Consider the following 18,234-nt stretch of genomic DNA (forward strand, 5'->3'; position numbering starts at 1 on the left):
CTTTTTAACGAAAAAATTATGGAAAAAAAACACTTATATATCGCTGCTGGGATCATTCGTAATAATGACCAACAGATATTTATTACTGAGCGCCCAAGTGGTACGCATATGGCTGGCTATTGGGAATTTCCCGGTGGAAAGCTCGAAAAAGGCGAACAACCTGAAGACGCGTTGATCCGTGAATTGGAAGAAGAAGTGGGTATTATTGTCACTGAATGTGAGTTATTTCATTGTGTGGAACATGAATTTGATGAGCGCTGTGTGACACTCTATTTTTATATGGTTTCATGTTGGAAAAATGAGCCGTATGGAAAAGAAGGACAGAAGGGACGTTGGGTTGACCAAAAAGATTTAGTTGCTGATGAATTCCCTCCAGCTAATCGAGTGATTGTCGAAATGCTGAAGTAATCTCACTAGCTTTCAATTAGCTTGTGTAGATCCAACAATCTTATGATAAACCTGTGACCTATTTTCAAATGGGTAAAAGCCGATTAAAGAAGATAGGTCACAGCTTTAAAGCTATCCAGAATATACGGTGTTTGTTTCAAGGCATTATCTGCTACATATACTCTACAAAGTTTAACAATCCTTGAATAAAGTGAATAGATTGCTAGTTATCTGGCTGTTCGCTCCAATTATCGCTATCTGAAATATCACCTTGACTCGTGATCTTCTTCTCTTCAGATGCCCATTCACCTAGGTCTATGAGCTGACAACGTTTACTGCAAAATGGCCTAAATGGGCTCTCTTCTCCCCAAACCACAACTTTTTGGCATGTAGGGCAATTAACTTCAATTTTTTCGCTCATATATCACTCCCTTTATCAACAGCATGACAATTCAAAATTCATCATTGCGGGTACAATACCATTTTCGCTGTCGATGTGAAGAAAACGAATGGCAAATCGTGTTTTATGACCTGAGATCTGCGGAAAAATTGGTTTATCGGTGGATAATCGTACTCTTAATAACTCTTTATCTTCAACGCTATCTTGATAAAAACCGTTATGGCATTCTTTGGCTTCAAAAGAACCCGCTTGGCGAAGTAAATGTAAGATAGTGTCTAAAGTATCTTTTAGCGGCGCTAGGCTTTTAAGCCACTCATTTATTGCACGATCTCTTTGCTCTTGAGGCATATTTAGCCAAAGCTGTAATGTTGGCAAGTCAAAACTACAGCATCCGCCTGGAATACTTAGGCGTTGGCGAACCATGCTGATGATTTTGTCATTTCTTAATTGTTGCCCAAATCTTGGTGCTGAGGTGATATTCGCTGTTTTAATTGAGAGGTCATTAAGTAGTGATGAAATTAATTGATTATCTGCATTAGGTGCATCTGCCCATGTGGCTAAGCGTTTGCGATGTTTTTCCAATTCTTTAATCAGATCGGTACGAACTTCTCCTCTATCAAGGATCTCAATCAACTCTGAAACGGAACGGAAAAATGCAACGCCAGATGTATAGGATGTTATATGGCTAAGTTCATAAACTTGTTGTAACAAAGTCTCAAGGCGAAGCCATGAGCGAATTTTTTCATTTAATGGATACTCATAAGTGACGAAATTGGCTGTGTTGAGCTCACTCATATAGATTTCCTATTTTTCTGTTGCGCTAGCGTCATATACTGTTGATGTAGTACCGCCACTTTATCTGCTAGGTTGGATTCACCATTGTGATTGGTAATGACATCATCAGCATGTAGTAAGCGGTTTTTTCTACTGACTTGTGATTTTAGGATATTCGCTACATGTTCTTCGCTAACATTATCTCTTTGTATTGTGCGTGAAATTTGTTCTTCAGGTGTCACATCAATGACCAGCGTGCGATCTGCTAAATGCGAGAGCTTATTTTCAATCAATAAAGGAACGACCCACAATACATAAGATGAATTGATTTGCTGTAGCTGCTTTTGAGTCTCTTGATGGATCAGCGGATGAAGTAAGCTATTTAGCCACTGTTTTTCTGCTGTATCTGAAAAGATAATCTCCCGCAGGTGCTGACGATTAAGAGAGCCATCTGATTTAATTATATCTGCGCCATAGCGTGCTTTTATCGCCGTAAGTGCAGGCGTATTAGGTTCAACCACTGTTCTTGCTATGATATCAGCATCAACAAGCGGTACGCCTAGTTTGGCAAATTCATTCGCAACTGTTGTTTTACCGCTGCCGATACCACCTGTAAGTGCGACAATATAAGTCATAATCATGTTCATATATATTGAAAAATATTAGGTTACACGGATTTTATCTGTTTGTCTTCACGGATGAGATAATACGCAATTTAGACTTATTTACTCGTCATAATTCAAGTTACTGAACTTTCGCAATAAGGTCTGATGCCAACGTTCACTTGCTGCCCATTACATAAATTTTTACACCCTTAGCGATTCATTCGGTTGTTACCTAGCTACTCATCATTTAATTATGCTACCTGTACAATCTTTTATATCATAAATAGATAAAAGGCTATCCTATAATTAAGCTATCAGATTCCTGTTATAACGTTTCCTAAATTGAATATCGGTAAATACATAGCCACCATAATTCCACCTACAAGAAATGCCATTGAAATAAGCAATATAGGTTCTATTCTTTTGAGTAACGTCTCAGTGCGAAAGATAAAATCCTCTGAAAAATGTGCAAATAAATATTGTACGAAATGAATTAATTGCCCTGATTCCTCTGCGACAGCGATAAGTTGGCATGCCATACTAGGAAAGAAAGATTGCTCTTTCATTGCAGTAGAAAGGGAACCTCCTTTCACAACAGAGTGTTGTATAACTAAACAGGCTTGTTTGTAAAATGGATGAACAATTGTATTAGCTGCACACTTTAGACATTCTGTTAATGGTAAACCAGCTTGCAATGTAGAAGATAACATTGAAAAGTACAGTGTAAGGTTGTATTCCCGAGTAAGATTTCTAAATGCAGGGATATAATTTAAAAATTTTATAGTACAAATAATAAATTTTTGTTTGTACCTAAAAAGAGAAAAGGATAGCAGAGATATTGCTAATAGTGGGTATATTACATATTCGGATAACCATTTTGAAACATAGATAAGTAAGCTGGTCATAAAGGGTAAGTCATGACCAAAGCTTTGATATATGGTTTCAAATTGAGGCAGCACATAAATTAACATGAGCAATATAAGTACTGCCGACAGTAAGATTAGGATAATAGGATATCTCAATGACTGTAGGATTTTTTTCTTGGTTTGTTGATGGTGTTTTAGCATCTCAGCGATAATTTTAAAATTCTTTTCATATTGCCCTATTTTTTCTGCTACCTCGACCAAACTCACTATTGTAGGCGTAAAAATAGTTGGTGTTCTTTTAAAATTATTGGCTAGCGAGCCACCTTTTTTTAGGTCATCAATGGCTAATTTGATAATCATTTTCCAGAATGGAGGATGATTATTATTCTGAAGAATATATAAACTTTGGAGTATATTAATACCTGATGATGATAATGCACTCAGTTGATGAAAAAAATGTATCCTATAATCAATGTTTTTCCTGTCGAGAAAAAATACAGATTTAAATGTTATTTTTATTGGCGTTTGTTCTAAGTTTAATAACTCGATGAAAGCACAATTTTTACTTTTAGATATAATAACGTCTTTAATAATAGTATTATTTTTAGATAATGCGATATATGAATAAATAAACATTAATTAGCCTCTATATTGCCAACAACAGAATACAGCTCTTGGAGTGTGGTTTCACTAGATCCAACTAGCCGTAACCCATTTTCAAAAAGGCTTTCAAAATGGGATAAATTGGCTTTTCCATGCAGAAAAAACTCGATAAGTGAATCTTGCTCTAAATATTCATAAATAGCTGTTCTGCCGATAAAACCTGCAAAGCAAAGGTCGCAGCCACTTGCAGACCACTCTTGAACTGAGCGATTGTCATTGATTTGAACGCTTTTGGCGCTTTTAGTCTTACAATTGGTACAAAGTTTACGTACTAGTCTTTGTGCAACCACCATTTTTAAGCAAGAGTTTAATTGGGTTCTATCAATACCGAGTTGTTCCATACGCTCAATGGCACTAAAGGTACAGTTAGTATGTAAAGTCGATAAGACTAAATGCCCTGTTTGAGCCGCTCTTGTCGCGATTTGCGCGGTTTCTTCATCCCTAATTTCGCCAATCATAATAATATCTGGATCTTGCCGTAGTAATGCTCTCAAGACATAAGCAAAAGTTAATCCATATTTGTCATTAACCTGTACTTGATTGATCCCTGAAAGAGGAATTTCAATAGGATCTTCTATGGTTGAAATATTACGTGATGATTGATTTAGATATTCAAGCATACTGTATAAAGTGACGGTTTTACCACTTCCAGTAGGGCCAGTGACTAATATCAAACCTTGTGGTTGAAAAAGTGTTTTCTTCAATTTTGTTAGCAAACTTGAATGTAAACCTATTTGATCGATGGAATATCTCAATTGAGTATTAAGTACCCTGAGAACAAGTTTCTCACCATACAGTGTAGGCATTGTTGATAATCTAACACTGTAATTGTGCCCATCAAGATACCAATTCATCTGTCCATCTTGCGGTAAGCGTTTTTCAGCAATATTCAGCTTAGCTAGGATTTTAATGCGTGCAATGATTTCATTATTAATTTCAAGTGGTGGGGATGCAATAAAATACAATTTACCATCAACGCGTAAACGTATTTTTAAGCCTTGTTTCGTGGGCTCAAGATGAATATCAGAGGCTCTTTTTCTGATTGCCGTTTTTAACATATCTTCAACGAATTCAACGGCAGGAGATGTCGTATTTAATTGTTCATTTTCATTAGGTTGATACTCAGGTTCTGGCTCTTGTATCTCTGAATATTTTTTATTGAAATAATGATCGATTTTTTCTTTAGGCCAAATATCATAACAAACAGGTACACTCGATATAAATCTAAGCGTCGCTAGTACATTGTCTTCAGGTTTATTAGCTGTAGCAATAGATAATCGTTTATTTGTATAATCAATAATAATTATATAATGTTTATCGCAGAAAAACTTTAATTCTTTAAATATGAAATCTCTTTCCCTGGTCGATGTCATAAATTATCCTATTATTAAAAAATAAATGTGTTTTCACATAGTGTTTTTAATTTATCGTCATCACTTTCACAGACAACTTGCCACTTAAATGGTGAACCATCTGTTGATACGGTAGGTGTTAGAGTTGCGGACAAGCCAGAGAGATTCTTATCAGCTTCAAAGGTAATGATACCTGACTTAGCTTCAATGGTTTTTAGATACTTTCCTTTTATATCATTAGGTATATTTTCATTTCCCGAATGACAACTCGTTAAGGCGCCTTTATTAAAAGCACAGATCTCAATATTATTTTTATATGGAAGAAGAGTTTGTAATACATCGGTTATGGCTGCTTTTTGCATATAACCTTGATAGCCCGGTATCGCGATAGCACTTAATATAGATATTATTGCAATCACAACCATTATTTCAATTAAAGAAAATCCTTTTTGATTCATAAAAACCTCCGATTTAAGTGAGTTTTTATCTTAATGAAAAAAGATTAATAATTAATTTAATAAAAAACCGTTTTCGAGTGTTATCGAAAATTAAATTATAGAAATGTGAACTGTTACATTTTCTTGGGAGCAGGTTCGCAGAGTTTATTTAACTGTAAAATAGCGACTCAAATTAATGCGCGGCATGTGATAAATATAGATTAGAAATTGAAGAAAAGAGATTGGTACAAACTGTGACGTAGTTTGCACCGAAAGCCGAGTAACAGTACTGCTGTTATTTTTTAGCGCTGAGTTGGTTTTTAAATTTTAGCCAATCGAAGTAGGGGCCGGGATCAGTTTTACGCTCTGGAGCGATATCGCTGTGACCTGTAATGTTGTCTTTTATATCTGGATATTGGCTTATCAGTGCTTGTGTAATAGAAGTCAATGAATCGTACTGCTCAGTAGTAAAAGGTTCAAAGTCTGTCCCTTCTAGCTCAATGCCAATTGAAAAATCGTTACATTTTTCTTTTCCTTGGTAGATAGATTGTCCTGCATGCCATGCGCGGAGGTTGAAAGGGACATATTGAATAACAGTACCATCACGGCGAATGAGGCAGTGTGCAGAAACACGAAGGTGTTTGATTTCATCAAAAAATGGGTGTTCTTCTGGGTTTAGTGTTCCAGTGAATAGTTGGTTGATATAAGGGCCACCAAATTGCCCAGGAGGTAAACTGATATTATGGATCACTAATAGGGAAGGCGGGGTGTTAGTTGGGCGTTCATCATGATGTGGAGATGGAATATGCGTTACATTTTTTAACCAACCATTCTGTATTTCCATACTCAGTGCCATTGTGTTCTCTTTGTAGTGTTGTTCGTATTCAAAAACTTTTACTCGAGAGATTAGCATATACGTAAAATAATTGAACTCTCTGCGTATTTAATGAAGAGGTATTTATTAGTTTAATTGATTAAAAATGTACTAGAAATTTTATTAAATTCAATTGAATAGTGGCTTGTAAGTAGGTGTAGTGTCAATAACGAAGCTGTCACTTTTTCTGTAAGGTGGGATTTTTGTTGCGGATTGTATCGTTGGCATCCCTTAATTCATGTTTTAACTTGGAGTATGATGAATAACAAATCGGTCAAACAGTAAAGTCCCCATACAAACAAGTGAACTGCGCTCAAAGAGCTTATGGTGGGTTTATAATCATTTTATTGGAGTTGATTAATGGCTACAAGGCGTTATGACGAAAACCAACGACGTGAAGTATTGCTTGAAAGGTTACGTACAGATATCCCGTTTACGGTAAGCAATGCATTAAAAGAAGATCTTGGTCAGGTAGTCGATTATAAACAAGATATTACAGGGCAGCTTTTATCTCCAAACTCACAAGCCGATGCACGGATTATTACCAGAGAAGATGGCGTATTTTGTGGGCAGCAATGGTTAGACGAAGTTTTTAAGCAATTGGGTGGACAAGTAAGTGTGACGTGGCATGTTAACGATGGCGATAAAGTGACAGCGAACCAATTACTGTGTGAAATGTCAGGGCCATCTCAGGTGTTACTTACAGGGGAAAGAACAGCGTTAAACTTTATTCAAACATTGTCTTCAGTATCTACCGTCACCGCAAAGTATGTTGCTGAGCTTGAAGGGACTCGCACTAAGCTTTTAGATACACGTAAAACAATCCCAGGTTTACGAAGCGCATTGAAATATGCAGTCTTAATGGGGGGCGGTTTCAACCATCGTCTTGGATTGTCGGATGCTTATCTTATCAAGGAAAATCATATCATTTCGGCAGGATCTGTCACGCAAGCTGTAAAACTAGCCCGCCAAGCTCATCCTACAGTTCCTATTGAAGTAGAGGTAGAAAGCTTGGATGAATTGCTACAGGCGATTAAAGCTGATGCGGATATTATTATGCTTGATAATTTTACTGTGACTATGATGAAAGAAGCGGTTGTACTTACTGCTGGTAAAGCTGCACTTGAAGTTTCAGGGGATGTGACTTTAGAAACAATCAAAGAATTTGCCGAGACAGGGGTTGATTTCGTTTCTGTTGGCGCTTTGACAAAACATATTAAGGCTATGGATCTTTCTATGCGTTTTATTGAGAAATCATCGTAGGAGATCGATAAAATGAGATATGGCTTAGCCATATCTCAGACTGTTGACAAACATATCATGTTTAGCGGCAGTCGTTAGGGGTTCTGAAATAAACGAGGAAAATCAATTTATCGATTTTCGACAGGATAACGCAGAACGGAAGGCGTACGCTTTACTCTGTTTCGTCAATATCCAGAGAGATGATTGGATATCTCTAGTTCTTTTACCTTTTTATATGGATAAGGACCCACATATAAATAAAGATATAATCGTCATACTTCAAGGTAGGGGGACTATGCGGTGCTCACCGAATCACATAGTTATCTATACCCTTGTCTCTCTTCGTTCGTCGCCTATCTGTATTTCGAATTATTTAGGGTATACACAGTAATAGTTCTATCATGAAATCAAAATAGCGAATGTTAGTTTTTTTAGCTGAGGAATCTCTTCTATTCAGTAGATGTGTTGGACGCTTGGTTTGAGTAAAATAACAGATGAGATGAATATTTAACTATATTGTTAATATTCACTTCTCATAATTTTAATCATTTTCATTTTTGCTAAGCTGCTTTGTTTTTTTAACGGTTAAAATTGAATAATTATTCTGTTTGTTTTCTGCTATATCGTTTCAGTTTAAGTAATTTTTACATATTGATTCGTTCTGATTGTTAAGAATAGGTGCTAACTTCGGACGGATTAGTTATCAAAATATGCTATAATTTAAAAAAATCTGTTAAAATTTGCAGGATTTTATGATTTAGCGCAAGGTCTTTATGGACAGTTAGTGAATACTTTGTTACTTTATTAATCCAAACAGAAATTGGTAATACCAATTAACACTGTGCGATAGCTAATCATTAATTACTCACTATGATCATGGCAGGTTATGGCTTACGGTAAAATTCGCCAACCAAAATTATCCGATGTCATTGAGCAACGTCTCGAGCATCTTATTTTCGAAGGGACATTGCGCCCCGGCGAAAAGCTACCTCCTGAGCGTGAACTGGCCAAACAGTTCGACGTTTCTAGGCCATCAGTGCGTGAAGCAATCCAAACTCTCGAAGCTAAAGGGCTACTATCTCGCCGCCAAGGTGGGGGAACATATGTTCAAAAGCAAATGTGGCAAAGTTTTAGCGACCCCTTAACCGAGCTACTCACTGGTAACCCTGAATCTCAATTTGATCTTCTTGAAACTCGTCATGCCCTTGAGGGTATTGCTGCCTATTATGCGGCGTTACGCGGTACTGATGAGGATTTGGAACGCATTCGTCAAAGTTATGAATTGATTATTAAGGCTCAGCAAAGCGGTGATATTGATGCTGAGTCTGACGCTGTTTTGCAATATCAACTGATTGTCACAGAAGCCGCACATAATGTTGTAATACTGCATTTATTGCGTTGTATGGTGCCAATGCTTGAACAAAATATCCGTCAAAATTTTGAATTTTTGTATACCCGTAAAGAAATGTACAAAGCAGTTAGTGAACATCGTGCTCAAATATTCTCCGCTATAATGGCAAGAGAACCTGAAAAAGCACGAGAGGCTTCCCATCGTCACTTAGCCTTTATTGAAGAGTTACTTTTGGATATCAGCCGTGAACAAACGCGACGTGAACGTTCTTTACGCAGGTTACAGCAACATCCTGAATTAAATTAGTAATATAGATTACTGACTGCTGCGTCTGTATTACTGTAACTACTCTCTTTGGGAGTTCAGCGGCAACAACAGCAGGGCCTATCTTTCCGCTATTTTGTGGAAAAGTAGCAGGAAGATAGGCTCCATTTATTCTCTAAATAATTTGAGTTGCAGTTAGGTGACAAGTCCATGAGTTTCTAGGAGCGTACATAAGTATGTGATGAGCAACGAGTGAATGAAGTCACTATCCCTTAACGGAAAGCACTACAACTTGAAGTATGACGAGTAAAAACATTAAAAAATAGATAACAGATAAGGAATACACCATGTCAGATATGTTGAAAAATGACGTGGATCCGATTGAAACTCGCGACTGGCTACAGGCGATTGAATCGGTCATCCGTGAAGAAGGTGTTGATCGTGCTCAGTTCATTATCGAACAGGTATTGAGTGAAGCACGTAAAGGCGGCGTAAATATTGCTGCTGGTGCATCTAGTCATTCTGATTATATCAACACTATCGCTGTTGAAGACGAGCCTGCATACCCTGGTAACATGGATTTGGAGCGCCGTATTCGCTCCGCGATTCGTTGGAACGCAGTAATGACTGTTTTGCGTGCTTCTAAGAAAGATTTGGAACTGGGTGGCCATATGGCATCATTCCAGTCTTCTGCGACTTTATATGAAGTATGTTTCAACCATTTCTTCCGCGCTCATAACAACAATGACGGTGGCGATCTGGTCTTCTTCCAAGGGCATATATCTCCAGGGATCTACGCTCGCGCATTCTTAGAAGGTCGTTTGACTGAAGAGCAGATGAATAACTTCCGTCAAGAAATTGGTGGTAAAGGTCTATCTTCTTATCCACACCCTAAATTGATGCCTGATTTCTGGCAATTCCCAACAGTATCAATGGGTCTAGGTCCAATCAATGCGATCTATCAAGCTAAATTCCTGAAATATTTAGAGAACCGTGGTCTGAAAGATACTTCAGCACAACGTGTTTACGCATTCTTAGGTGATGGTGAGATGGATGAGCCAGAATCGAAAGGTGCGATTACTATCGCAACGCGTGACAAGTTAGATAACCTTGTATTTGTTATCAACTGTAACTTACAGCGTTTAGATGGTCCAGTAACAGGTAACGGTAAAATCGTTAATGAACTTGAAGGCATCTTCAGTGGTGCTGGCTGGCAAGTTATCAAAGTTATGTGGGGCGATCGTTGGGATGAACTGCTGCGTAAAGACACCAGCGGTAAACTTGTTCAATTAATGAACGAAACCCTTGATGGCGATTACCAAACATTTAAATCACGTGACGGTGCGTACGTGCGTGAGCATTTCTTCAATCGTTACCCAGAGACTGCTGCATTAGTTAAAGATATGACTGATGATGAAATTTGGGCGCTGAACCGTGGTGGTCACGATCCGAAGAAAGTGTATGCAGCATTCCAAAAAGCGAAAGAAACTAAAGGCAAACCAACTGTTATTTTAGCTCAAACCATCAAAGGTTATGGTATGGGTGAAACAGCAGAAGGTAAAAACATTGCTCACCAAGTGAAAAAAATGAACATGGATGGTGTTCGCCACTTCCGTGATCAGTTCAATGTGCCTGTTGCAGATGATCAAATTGAAAACCTGCCATATATCACTTTTGAAAAAGATTCAGAAGAGTACAAATATCTGCATGAGCGTCGTCAAGCCCTTGGCGGTTACTTGCCAGCTCGTCGTACTCACTTCGATGAAAAATTAGAAATTCCTGCACTGTCAGATTTCAATCAATTACTTGAAGAGCAATCAAAAGAAATTTCAACCACTATCGCATTTGTTCGTGCGTTAAACGTGATGTTGAAAAACAATTCTATTAAAGAACGTTTAGTGCCAATCATCGCTGATGAAGCGCGTACCTTTGGTATGGAAGGTCTGTTCCGTCAAATCGGTATCTACAGCCCTAAAGGTCAGCAGTATACACCACAGGATCGTGAGCAAGTTGCTTACTATAAAGAAGATTCTAAAGGTCAAATTCTGCAAGAAGGTATCAACGAATTGGGCGCAGGCTCATCATGGTTAGCGGCTGCGACCTCATACAGCACCAACAACCTGCCAATGATCCCATTCTATATCTACTACTCAATGTTCGGTTTCCAACGTATTGGTGACCTGATGTGGGCAGCAGGTGACCAGCAGGCTCGTGGCTTCTTAATTGGTGGTACTTCAGGCCGTACAACCTTAAATGGTGAAGGCTTACAACACGAAGATGGTCATAGCCATATTCAGTCACTGACTATTCCTAACTGTATCTCTTATGACCCAGCATTTGCTTATGAAGTGGCTGTGATCATGCAAGATGGTTTGGAGCGTATGTATGGTGAAAAACAAGAGAACGTGTACTACTACATCACGACTCTGAATGAAAACTATCATATGCCAGCAATGCCAGAAGGCGCAGAAGAAGGTATCCGTAAAGGTATCTACAAACTGGCTTCCATTGAAGGTAGCAAAGGTAAAGTTCAGCTGTTAGGTTCTGGTTCTATGATGCGCCATGTCCGTGAAGCTGCGAATGTACTGTCTACTGAATACGGTATTGGCTCTGATGTCTACAGTGTAACCTCATTTACAGAATTGGCGCGTGATGGTCAAGATTGTGAACGTTGGAACATGCTGCACCCATCTCAAGAACCACGTGTGCCATATGTTGCTCAAGTGATGAATGATGCGCCAGCAGTTGCATCTACTGACTACATGAAACTGTTTGCAGAACAAATCCGTACTTACGTACCAGCAAGCGACTATCGCGTATTGGGTACTGATGGTTTCGGCCGTTCTGACAGCCGTGAAAACCTACGTCACCACTTCGAAGTTGATACTTCATATGTGATTGTTGCGGCGTTAGGTGAGTTGGCTAAACGTGGTGAGATTGATGTTAAAGTCGTTGAAGAAGCGATTAAAAAATACAACATCAACCCAGAAAAAGTTAATCCACGTCTGGCATAAGAGGTAATAATCAATGTCTATTGAAATCCAAGTGCCTGATATCGGTGCTGATGAAGTTGAAGTCACCGAAGTGATGGTTAAAGTTGGTGATAAAGTAGAAGCAGAACAATCTTTGATCACGGTTGAAGGTGACAAAGCTTCTATGGAAGTACCCTCTCCTCAAGCAGGTGTGGTAAAAGAAATTAAAATTGCTGTTGGCGATAAAGTGACCACTGGCAAATTAATTATGGTGTTTGAATCAGCAGAAGGTGCAGCAGCAGCTGCGCCAGCTGAAGCTCCAGCAGCTCCGGCAGCAGCACCAGCAGCAGCGGCTTTGAAAGAAGTAGCAGTACCAGATATCGGTGGCGATGAAGTTGAAGTCACTGAAATTATGGTCAAAGTTGGTGATAGCGTTACCGAAGAACAATCTTTGATCACCGTTGAAGGCGATAAAGCTTCAATGGAAGTGCCTGCACCATTTGCGGGTACAGTTAAAGAGATCAAAATTGCCGCTGGCGACAAAGTGAAAACGGGTTCACTGATCATGGTCTTTGAAGTGGCGGGCGCAGCACCGGTAGCGGCTTCTGCTCCAGCAGCAGCTCCGGCGGCACCAGCAGCTGCGGCAATCAAAGATGTTAATGTACCAGACATCGGTGGTGATGAAGTTGAAGTCACTGAAGTGATGGTCAAAGTCGGTGATAGCGTTTCAGCTGAGCAATCAATCATTACTGTTGAAGGTGATAAGGCTTCAATGGAAGTACCAGCACCATTCGCAGGTACGGTAAAAGAAATTAAGATTGCGACTGGCGATAAAGTGAAAACTGGCTCGCTGATCATGACCTTTGAAGTGGCAGGCGCAGCACCAGCAGCTGCTTCAGCTCCAGCAGCATCAACCCCTGCTCCAGCGGTATCTGCTCCAGCTCCTGCGGCAGCACCAGCAAAAGCGGCTGACAACAAAAATGAATTTGTTGAGAATGATGCTTATATCCATGCAACACCTGTTATTCGTCGTTTAGCGCGTGAATTTGGTGTTAACTTAGCGAAAGTGAAGGGTACAGGTCGTAAAGGTCGTATTCTGCGTGAAGACGTTCAAGCTTACGTTAAAGATGCGATTAAGCGTGCAGAAGCGCCAGCAGCAGCGGGTGGCGGCTTACCAGGTATGTTGCCGTGGCCGAAAGTGGATTACAGCAAGTTTGGTGAAGTTGAAGAAGTTGAACTTGGTCGCATCCAAAAAATCTCTGGTGCTAACCTGAGCCGTAACTGGGTGATGATCCCTCACGTAACGCTGATGGAAGAGGTTGATACCACTGAAGTTGAAGAGTTCCGTAAGCAACAAAACAAAGAAGCTGAGAAGAAACAGCTGGGTGTGAAAATCACGCCACTGGTCTTTGTGATGAAAGCAGTTGCACGTGCTCTGGAAGAAATGCCACGTTTCAACAGCTCTATTTCAGAAGATGCACAGCGTCTGTTCCTGAAAAAATACATCAACATCGGTATCGCAGTTGATACACCTAATGGCTTAGTTGTTCCTGTTTTCAAAGATGTGAACAAAAAAGGCATTATGGAACTGTCTCGCGAGCTGGGTGAAGTTTCTAAGAAAGCGCGTGCAGGTAAACTGACCGCAGCTGACATGCAAGGCGGTTGCTTCACGATTTCTAGTTTAGGTGGTATCGGTACTACCGGTTTTGCACCTATCGTGAATGCGCCAGAAGTGGCAATTATGGGTCTGTCGCGCTCTGCTATCAAACCAGTTTGGAATGGTAGTGAGTTTGTTCCTCGCCTAATGTTGCCAATGTCTCTGTCATTTGACCACCGTGTGATTGATGGCGCTGATGGTGCGCGTTTCATCACGCTAGTTGGACAATTGATGAGCGATATTCGCCGTCTGGTTATGTAATAAATTAGACCGGTCAATTGACCGGTCTGTTTTATTTGGGCTGGGGCAGAGTTTTTCGCTGTTGCAGCGAAAGGTTGGGAGTTGCATCACGCATTCAGCCTTTTCAGGATGTTAACAATTCTGTAAACTGCTCGCGGTGTGTATTTTCCTGTGGGATCATTCGTTTTTGGCTGCCCCCGCAGGACAAAACAAAAAGAGGTCATGATGAGTACTGAAATTAAAGCCCAAGTAGTGGTACTTGGTGCAGGCCCTGCAGGGTATTCTGCGGCTTTCCGTTGCGCTGACTTAGGTTTAGAAACTGTATTAGTAGAACGTTACTCAACTCTGGGTGGCGTTTGTTTGAATGTTGGTTGTATCCCTTCTAAAGCACTGTTGCATGTTGCAAAAGTGATTGAAGAAGCAAAAGCACTGGCTGAACACGGTATTGTTTTTGGTGAGCCAAAAACAGATATCTCTAAAGTACGCCTGTGGAAAGAAAAGGTTATCAATCAGCTGACCGGTGGTCTGGCTGGTATGGCGAAAGGCCGTAAAGTTAACGTAGTTAACGGTCTAGGCAAATTTACTGGTGCTAACACACTGGTTGTTGAAGGCGAAAACGGCAGCACCACTATCAACTTTGATAATGCAATCATTGCTGCAGGCTCACGTCCTATTCAACTGCCATTCATTCCTCATGAAGATCCTCGTATTTGGGATTCTACAGATGCGCTTGAGCTGAAAGAAGTTCCTGAGCGTCTGCTCGTTATGGGTGGTGGTATTATCGGTCTGGAAATGGGTACTGTTTATCATGCTCTGGGTTCACAGATTGATGTGGTTGAAATGTTTGACCAAGTTATCCCTGCTGCGGATAAAGATGTGGTTAAAGTATTCACCAAACAAATCAGCAAAAAATTCAACCTACTATTAGAAACAAAAGTCACTGCTGTTGAAGCGAAAGAAGACGGTATTTATGTTTCTATGGAAGGTAAAAAAGCGTCTGCTGAACCTCAACGTTATGATGCAGTTCTGGTTGCGATTGGTCGCGTACCAAATGGCAAAAACCTAGATGCTGGCAAAGCAGGTGTTGAAGTTGACGATCGTGGCTTCATCCATGTTGATAAGCAAATGCGTACTAACGTACCTCACATCTTTGCTATCGGTGATATTGTGGGTCAACCAATGTTGGCACACAAAGGTGTTCACGAAGGCCATGTTGCAGCGGAAGTTATCTCTGGTCTGAAACATTACTTCGATCCTAAAGTTATTCCTTCAATCGCTTATACTGAGCCAGAAGTTGCTTGGGTTGGTTTGACTGAGAAAGAAGCGAAAGAGAAAAACATCAGCTATGAAGTGGCAACTTTCCCATGGGCTGCTTCTGGCCGTGCGATCGCATCTGATTGCTCTGAAGGTATGACTAAGCTGATTTTCGACAAGCAATCTAACCGTGTTATCGGTGGTGCGGTTGTTGGTGTTAATGGTGGCGAGCTGCTAGGTGAAATCGGCTTGGCAATCGAAATGGGTTGTGATGCAGAAGATATCGCATTAACTATTCATGCTCACCCAACACTGTATGAATCAATCGGTATGGCGGCAGAAATCTACGAAGGTAGTATTACTGACTTGCCAAATGCTAAAGCGAAAAAGAAAAAATAATTTCTTAGGTCGCCTTGATAAATAGCCTGTTGAATTGGTTGTTTATTAGGAAAGTATATAAAAGCCAATGTGGAAACACATTGGCTTTTTTGCTTTTATAGAGAGTTATATTTGTTGATAGGTTTATTTATACTCGTCATACTTCAAATTACAGCGCTTTTCATTAAGGTATAATGACTATATTCACTCACGCTAGTCACATCGTTTTCTATGCGCCTAGAGATTCGTTCACTTGTCACCTAGCTGTACCTCGAATTATTCAGAGCATATATCAATATTAAATAATATTCTTAAATAAGATGTTTATTCAATTATTAAAATTTAATAAACATCAATAATAACCTTTAGTTGACTAATAAAATATTTCGCTCTAATTTCTTTATTCTTTTTCATTTATGCTAATAAGGAAGTTAGTTTATGAGAAATGTGGAAGATTTAGGTACAATCTATGTAACTGCCGATGAATTGCCAGTTATTGAAAGTCCAAGTTTGTATTTTGGGGATGGTTGTTACGGTGAGTGCGATAGTATTACGGACAGGTTTAGAACTGATGATTTGGTTGGATGGTATCATGCTATCAATGATATTATTGATGATATATCGGCTTGTGAAGATGCATCTACACCAATAGATATTGAGGATTTATTAGATAATATATGTTCATTATCAGAAGCAGATTTCAACTCTAGAACGAAAAGGATTCAAGGGCATGTCGATAATCTAAATCAGAAATTATTTGAAATAGAAGCAACTGATGAATGGAAGTTTTTATTAGATCCAGATAATGATCCTTTCAAACAAGAATGCATAATATCTGGCCGATTAATTACTAAAGTATATAAAACGGCTCAAGAGAGGGATGACCTTTTAGTTGGTTATAGTGAAAATATGTCCAATGAAAATTGGAATGATGACTATATATTTCCAGATGGGGATGAGGGTTTTCTTGATAGTTCAGCAAGAAGAAGCCTTATTTACATTAAATATGTGCATAACAAAGTAGCCAATGGCATTAAAGCTAATCAGAGAAATTTAATTAAACTCGGTATTGCAAAAAGCAGCTTTTTTTCTATTCCTGTTCGCTCACTACCCCCTAGCGTAGCCTTGAATCCAGAAATTTCGGATAGTCATATCGCAAGGGGTGTAGAAAATAGATTAAGTTCCATTTGTGATGGTTTAGCAGAAACTTTTGATTGTACTTTTGGAATGAGTTGCTCTAATGATATCGATAACGCAGCTAAAAATCCCAATCTTGGAAAAGAACTTTCAAATTCAGATAAAGTAGAATTAGGTGGTACTGGTTCAGGTACACCAGATGGCTGGGGGCCTGAGGATGAAGCACATGCTAGAACACATCAGATTCCTTCTAAAGAGGAGCTAAAGCAAGGTGCATCTGAAATTAATCGCAACGGCTTAACAAATGCAGGACGATCACTACAAAAGCATGGAGGCAGAGAAGGCTCTGTATACTCGTATTCAAATCAAAAAGCTTCAGTATTGAACCAAGAGGCTAGAGCAATAATTGATGAAATATTAGATAATCCTAATGTAACAATAAAATCTAGAACTGTTTATGAAAATAGGCAAAGAATTGAAGTGATTGATGCTAGATCACCAGATGGTCGAACATTAAGATTTAGTAGAGATGGTAAGAAATTTATTGGTTTTAGAGAACCGTGAAATTGAAAACTAATTGATGAGGGATTTCATGTTAGAATATAGTGTTGGTAGTTCTTTAAATAGAGATGATTTATATGCTGAGCTCTACTTTAATAGTATTCAATGGGGAGAAATATCACTTTCTGAAGATAAAAAAGAGGTAAATATCATTATTTATCCAGACTCGGAAATTTTAGAGTTCAAATATAATGAGTTTTTATCATTGATAGAAAAAGCTAAAGAGCATCTTTTACGGTTAGAGCCTTTAGTTTAATTATTACATAATTAAGTTGATCTCCCTCACTTTTATAGTGGGGGACTTTAATTCAATAAAGAATGTACACATAACGAGCTACTGATGTGAGGATATATAAGGTTTCTAACATTAACAATCTGAAATGATCTCAATTGTATTGATAGATTCCCCAATAAACTATTAGCGTTAAAGAAAAATGAAAAATGAAAAATGAAAAATGAAAAATGAAAAATGAAAAGCTTAGAATTATTTTTTTAAATCCTATGGAATATGAATATTTGGAAGTTGAATTGTTAGGTTCTGATTTATTTAATAATTTTATTGCAAAGCTGCCATTAGGTGACCTGATGTCTATTTTAGTTGAAGTGCGTGATACGCTTAAGAATAAAGATTAGCATTGAATTACGCTCATTTAGATAGATAATTATGGGAAATAATTTAAGTTTCAATTGAAGAGCCTAGATTTTCGTAGGCTCTTTTTTATTGCTTCCCCTCAGCAACCTGGTTGAACTAAAAAAACCAATAAACCCCATAAAATCCATTAAAAAATTTTAAACCAATCGCAATGATTTGCCTTATCAA

16 protein-coding genes are annotated in these 18,234 nt (G+C 38.8%); 9 read left to right on the forward strand and 7 right to left on the reverse strand.

What is annotated here, in order from left to right:
* Nucleotides 1-18 precede the first annotated feature (18 nt).
* Nucleotides 19-408, forward strand: coding sequence for an 8-oxo-dGTP diphosphatase MutT (gene mutT, locus M1E96_RS06050; RefSeq protein WP_070925276.1), 390 nt, complete (start codon nt 19-21; stop codon nt 406-408).
* Between the two features lie 202 nt (nt 409-610).
* Here mutT and yacG read toward each other — a convergent pair whose 3' ends face one another.
* The 7 genes from yacG to ampD all read right to left on the reverse strand — a co-directional run bounded on the left by yacG (nt 611) and on the right by ampD (nt 6,328).
* Nucleotides 611-808, reverse strand: a complete 198-nt coding sequence (gene yacG / locus M1E96_RS06055; protein WP_070925277.1) for a DNA gyrase inhibitor YacG — start codon at nt 806-808, stop codon at nt 611-613.
* 15 nt (nt 809-823) lie between these two features.
* On the reverse strand, nt 824-1,582 hold the full coding sequence (gene zapD / locus M1E96_RS06060) for a cell division protein ZapD (protein ID WP_140181808.1): 759 nt from the start codon (nt 1,580-1,582) through the stop codon (nt 824-826).
* Complete coding sequence (coaE, locus tag M1E96_RS06065; protein WP_272580136.1) at nt 1,579-2,196, reverse strand: dephospho-CoA kinase; 618 nt, start codon at nt 2,194-2,196, stop codon at nt 1,579-1,581. Before coaE ends, zapD begins: the two co-directional genes overlap by 4 nt.
* 284 nt (nt 2,197-2,480) lie before the next feature.
* Complete coding sequence (locus M1E96_RS06070) at nt 2,481-3,668, reverse strand: type II secretion system F family protein (RefSeq protein ID WP_319066233.1); 1,188 nt, start codon at nt 3,666-3,668, stop codon at nt 2,481-2,483.
* Nucleotides 3,668-5,068: an ATPase, T2SS/T4P/T4SS family gene (locus M1E96_RS06075; protein ID WP_070925279.1), complete on the reverse strand. Its 1,401-nt coding sequence runs from the start codon at nt 5,066-5,068 to the stop codon at nt 3,668-3,670. The genes M1E96_RS06070 and M1E96_RS06075 overlap by 1 nt, the downstream gene beginning before the upstream one ends.
* Nucleotides 5,069-5,082: 14 nt before the next feature.
* Entirely contained in the window at nt 5,083-5,505 is a 423-nt protein-coding gene (ppdD, locus tag M1E96_RS06080) for a prepilin peptidase-dependent pilin (RefSeq protein ID WP_272580132.1), read from the reverse strand.
* Nucleotides 5,506-5,779: 274 nt separating this feature from the next.
* A complete protein-coding gene (gene ampD / locus M1E96_RS06085) occupies nt 5,780-6,328 on the reverse strand; it encodes a 1,6-anhydro-N-acetylmuramyl-L-alanine amidase AmpD (protein ID WP_337979956.1) in 549 nt (182 codons plus the stop codon).
* Nucleotides 6,329-6,718: 390 nt separating this feature from the next.
* Here ampD and nadC point away from each other — a divergent pair, with 390 nt between their 5' ends.
* From nadC to M1E96_RS06125, 8 genes are all read left to right on the forward strand, one after another.
* Complete coding sequence (gene nadC, locus M1E96_RS06090; RefSeq protein WP_272580131.1) at nt 6,719-7,621, forward strand: carboxylating nicotinate-nucleotide diphosphorylase; 903 nt, start codon at nt 6,719-6,721, stop codon at nt 7,619-7,621.
* An 865-nt stretch (nt 7,622-8,486) separates the two neighbouring features.
* On the forward strand, nt 8,487-9,257 hold the full coding sequence (pdhR, locus tag M1E96_RS06095; RefSeq protein ID WP_070925283.1) for a pyruvate dehydrogenase complex transcriptional repressor PdhR: 771 nt from the start codon (nt 8,487-8,489) through the stop codon (nt 9,255-9,257).
* Nucleotides 9,258-9,562: 305 nt separating this feature from the next.
* Nucleotides 9,563-12,229 (forward strand): pyruvate dehydrogenase (acetyl-transferring), homodimeric type, encoded by a 2,667-nt coding sequence (gene aceE, locus M1E96_RS06100; RefSeq protein WP_070925284.1) that lies wholly within the window; start codon nt 9,563-9,565, stop codon nt 12,227-12,229.
* Between the two features lie 13 nt (nt 12,230-12,242).
* On the forward strand, nt 12,243-14,105 hold the full coding sequence (gene aceF, locus M1E96_RS06105; protein WP_272580130.1) for a pyruvate dehydrogenase complex dihydrolipoyllysine-residue acetyltransferase: 1,863 nt from the start codon (nt 12,243-12,245) through the stop codon (nt 14,103-14,105).
* A 204-nt stretch (nt 14,106-14,309) separates the two neighbouring features.
* The gene (gene lpdA, locus M1E96_RS06110; RefSeq protein WP_070925286.1) at nt 14,310-15,737 is read left to right on the forward strand and encodes a dihydrolipoyl dehydrogenase; all 1,428 of its coding nucleotides are present in this window, start codon (nt 14,310-14,312) and stop codon (nt 15,735-15,737) included.
* 417 nt (nt 15,738-16,154) lie between these two features.
* Nucleotides 16,155-17,417 (forward strand): hypothetical protein, encoded by a 1,263-nt coding sequence (locus tag M1E96_RS06115; protein ID WP_272580129.1) that lies wholly within the window; start codon nt 16,155-16,157, stop codon nt 17,415-17,417.
* A gap of 28 nt (nt 17,418-17,445) precedes the next feature.
* Complete coding sequence (locus M1E96_RS06120) at nt 17,446-17,670, forward strand: hypothetical protein (protein ID WP_036978471.1); 225 nt, start codon at nt 17,446-17,448, stop codon at nt 17,668-17,670.
* Nucleotides 17,671-17,876: 206 nt separating this feature from the next.
* Nucleotides 17,877-18,047, forward strand: a complete 171-nt coding sequence (locus M1E96_RS06125) for a hypothetical protein (protein WP_272580128.1) — start codon at nt 17,877-17,879, stop codon at nt 18,045-18,047.
* Nucleotides 18,048-18,234 lie beyond the last annotated feature (187 nt).

It is taken from the genome of Providencia sp. PROV236 (assembly GCF_033676985.1).
Classification (GTDB): Bacteria; Pseudomonadota; Gammaproteobacteria; order Enterobacterales; family Enterobacteriaceae; genus Providencia; species Providencia manganoxydans.

Bases quoted from the DNA above. Each gene is read 5' to 3' on its own strand.
- mutT (WP_070925276.1), top strand. From the start codon at position 19: ATGGAAAAAAAACACTTATATATCGCTGCTGGGATCATTCGTAATAAT.
- yacG (WP_070925277.1), bottom strand. From the start codon at position 808: ATGAGCGAAAAAATTGAAGTTAATTGCCCTACATGCCAAAAAGTTGTG.
- zapD (WP_140181808.1), bottom strand. From the start codon at position 1,582: ATGAGTGAGCTCAACACAGCCAATTTCGTCACTTATGAGTATCCATTA.
- coaE (WP_272580136.1), bottom strand. From the start codon at position 2,196: ATGACTTATATTGTCGCACTTACAGGTGGTATCGGCAGCGGTAAAACA.
- M1E96_RS06070 (WP_319066233.1), bottom strand. From the start codon at position 3,668: ATGTTTATTTATTCATATATCGCATTATCTAAAAATAATACTATTATT.
- M1E96_RS06075 (WP_070925279.1), bottom strand. From the start codon at position 5,068: ATGACATCGACCAGGGAAAGAGATTTCATATTTAAAGAATTAAAGTTT.
- ppdD (WP_272580132.1), bottom strand. From the start codon at position 5,505: ATGAATCAAAAAGGATTTTCTTTAATTGAAATAATGGTTGTGATTGCA.
- ampD (WP_337979956.1), bottom strand. From the start codon at position 6,328: ATGGAAATACAGAATGGTTGGTTAAAAAATGTAACGCATATTCCATCT.
- nadC (WP_272580131.1), top strand. From the start codon at position 6,719: ATGGCTACAAGGCGTTATGACGAAAACCAACGACGTGAAGTATTGCTT.
- pdhR (WP_070925283.1), top strand. From the start codon at position 8,487: ATGGCTTACGGTAAAATTCGCCAACCAAAATTATCCGATGTCATTGAG.
- aceE (WP_070925284.1), top strand. From the start codon at position 9,563: ATGTCAGATATGTTGAAAAATGACGTGGATCCGATTGAAACTCGCGAC.
- aceF (WP_272580130.1), top strand. From the start codon at position 12,243: ATGTCTATTGAAATCCAAGTGCCTGATATCGGTGCTGATGAAGTTGAA.
- lpdA (WP_070925286.1), top strand. From the start codon at position 14,310: ATGAGTACTGAAATTAAAGCCCAAGTAGTGGTACTTGGTGCAGGCCCT.
- M1E96_RS06115 (WP_272580129.1), top strand. From the start codon at position 16,155: ATGAGAAATGTGGAAGATTTAGGTACAATCTATGTAACTGCCGATGAA.
- M1E96_RS06120 (WP_036978471.1), top strand. From the start codon at position 17,446: ATGTTAGAATATAGTGTTGGTAGTTCTTTAAATAGAGATGATTTATAT.
- M1E96_RS06125 (WP_272580128.1), top strand. From the start codon at position 17,877: ATGAAAAATGAAAAGCTTAGAATTATTTTTTTAAATCCTATGGAATAT.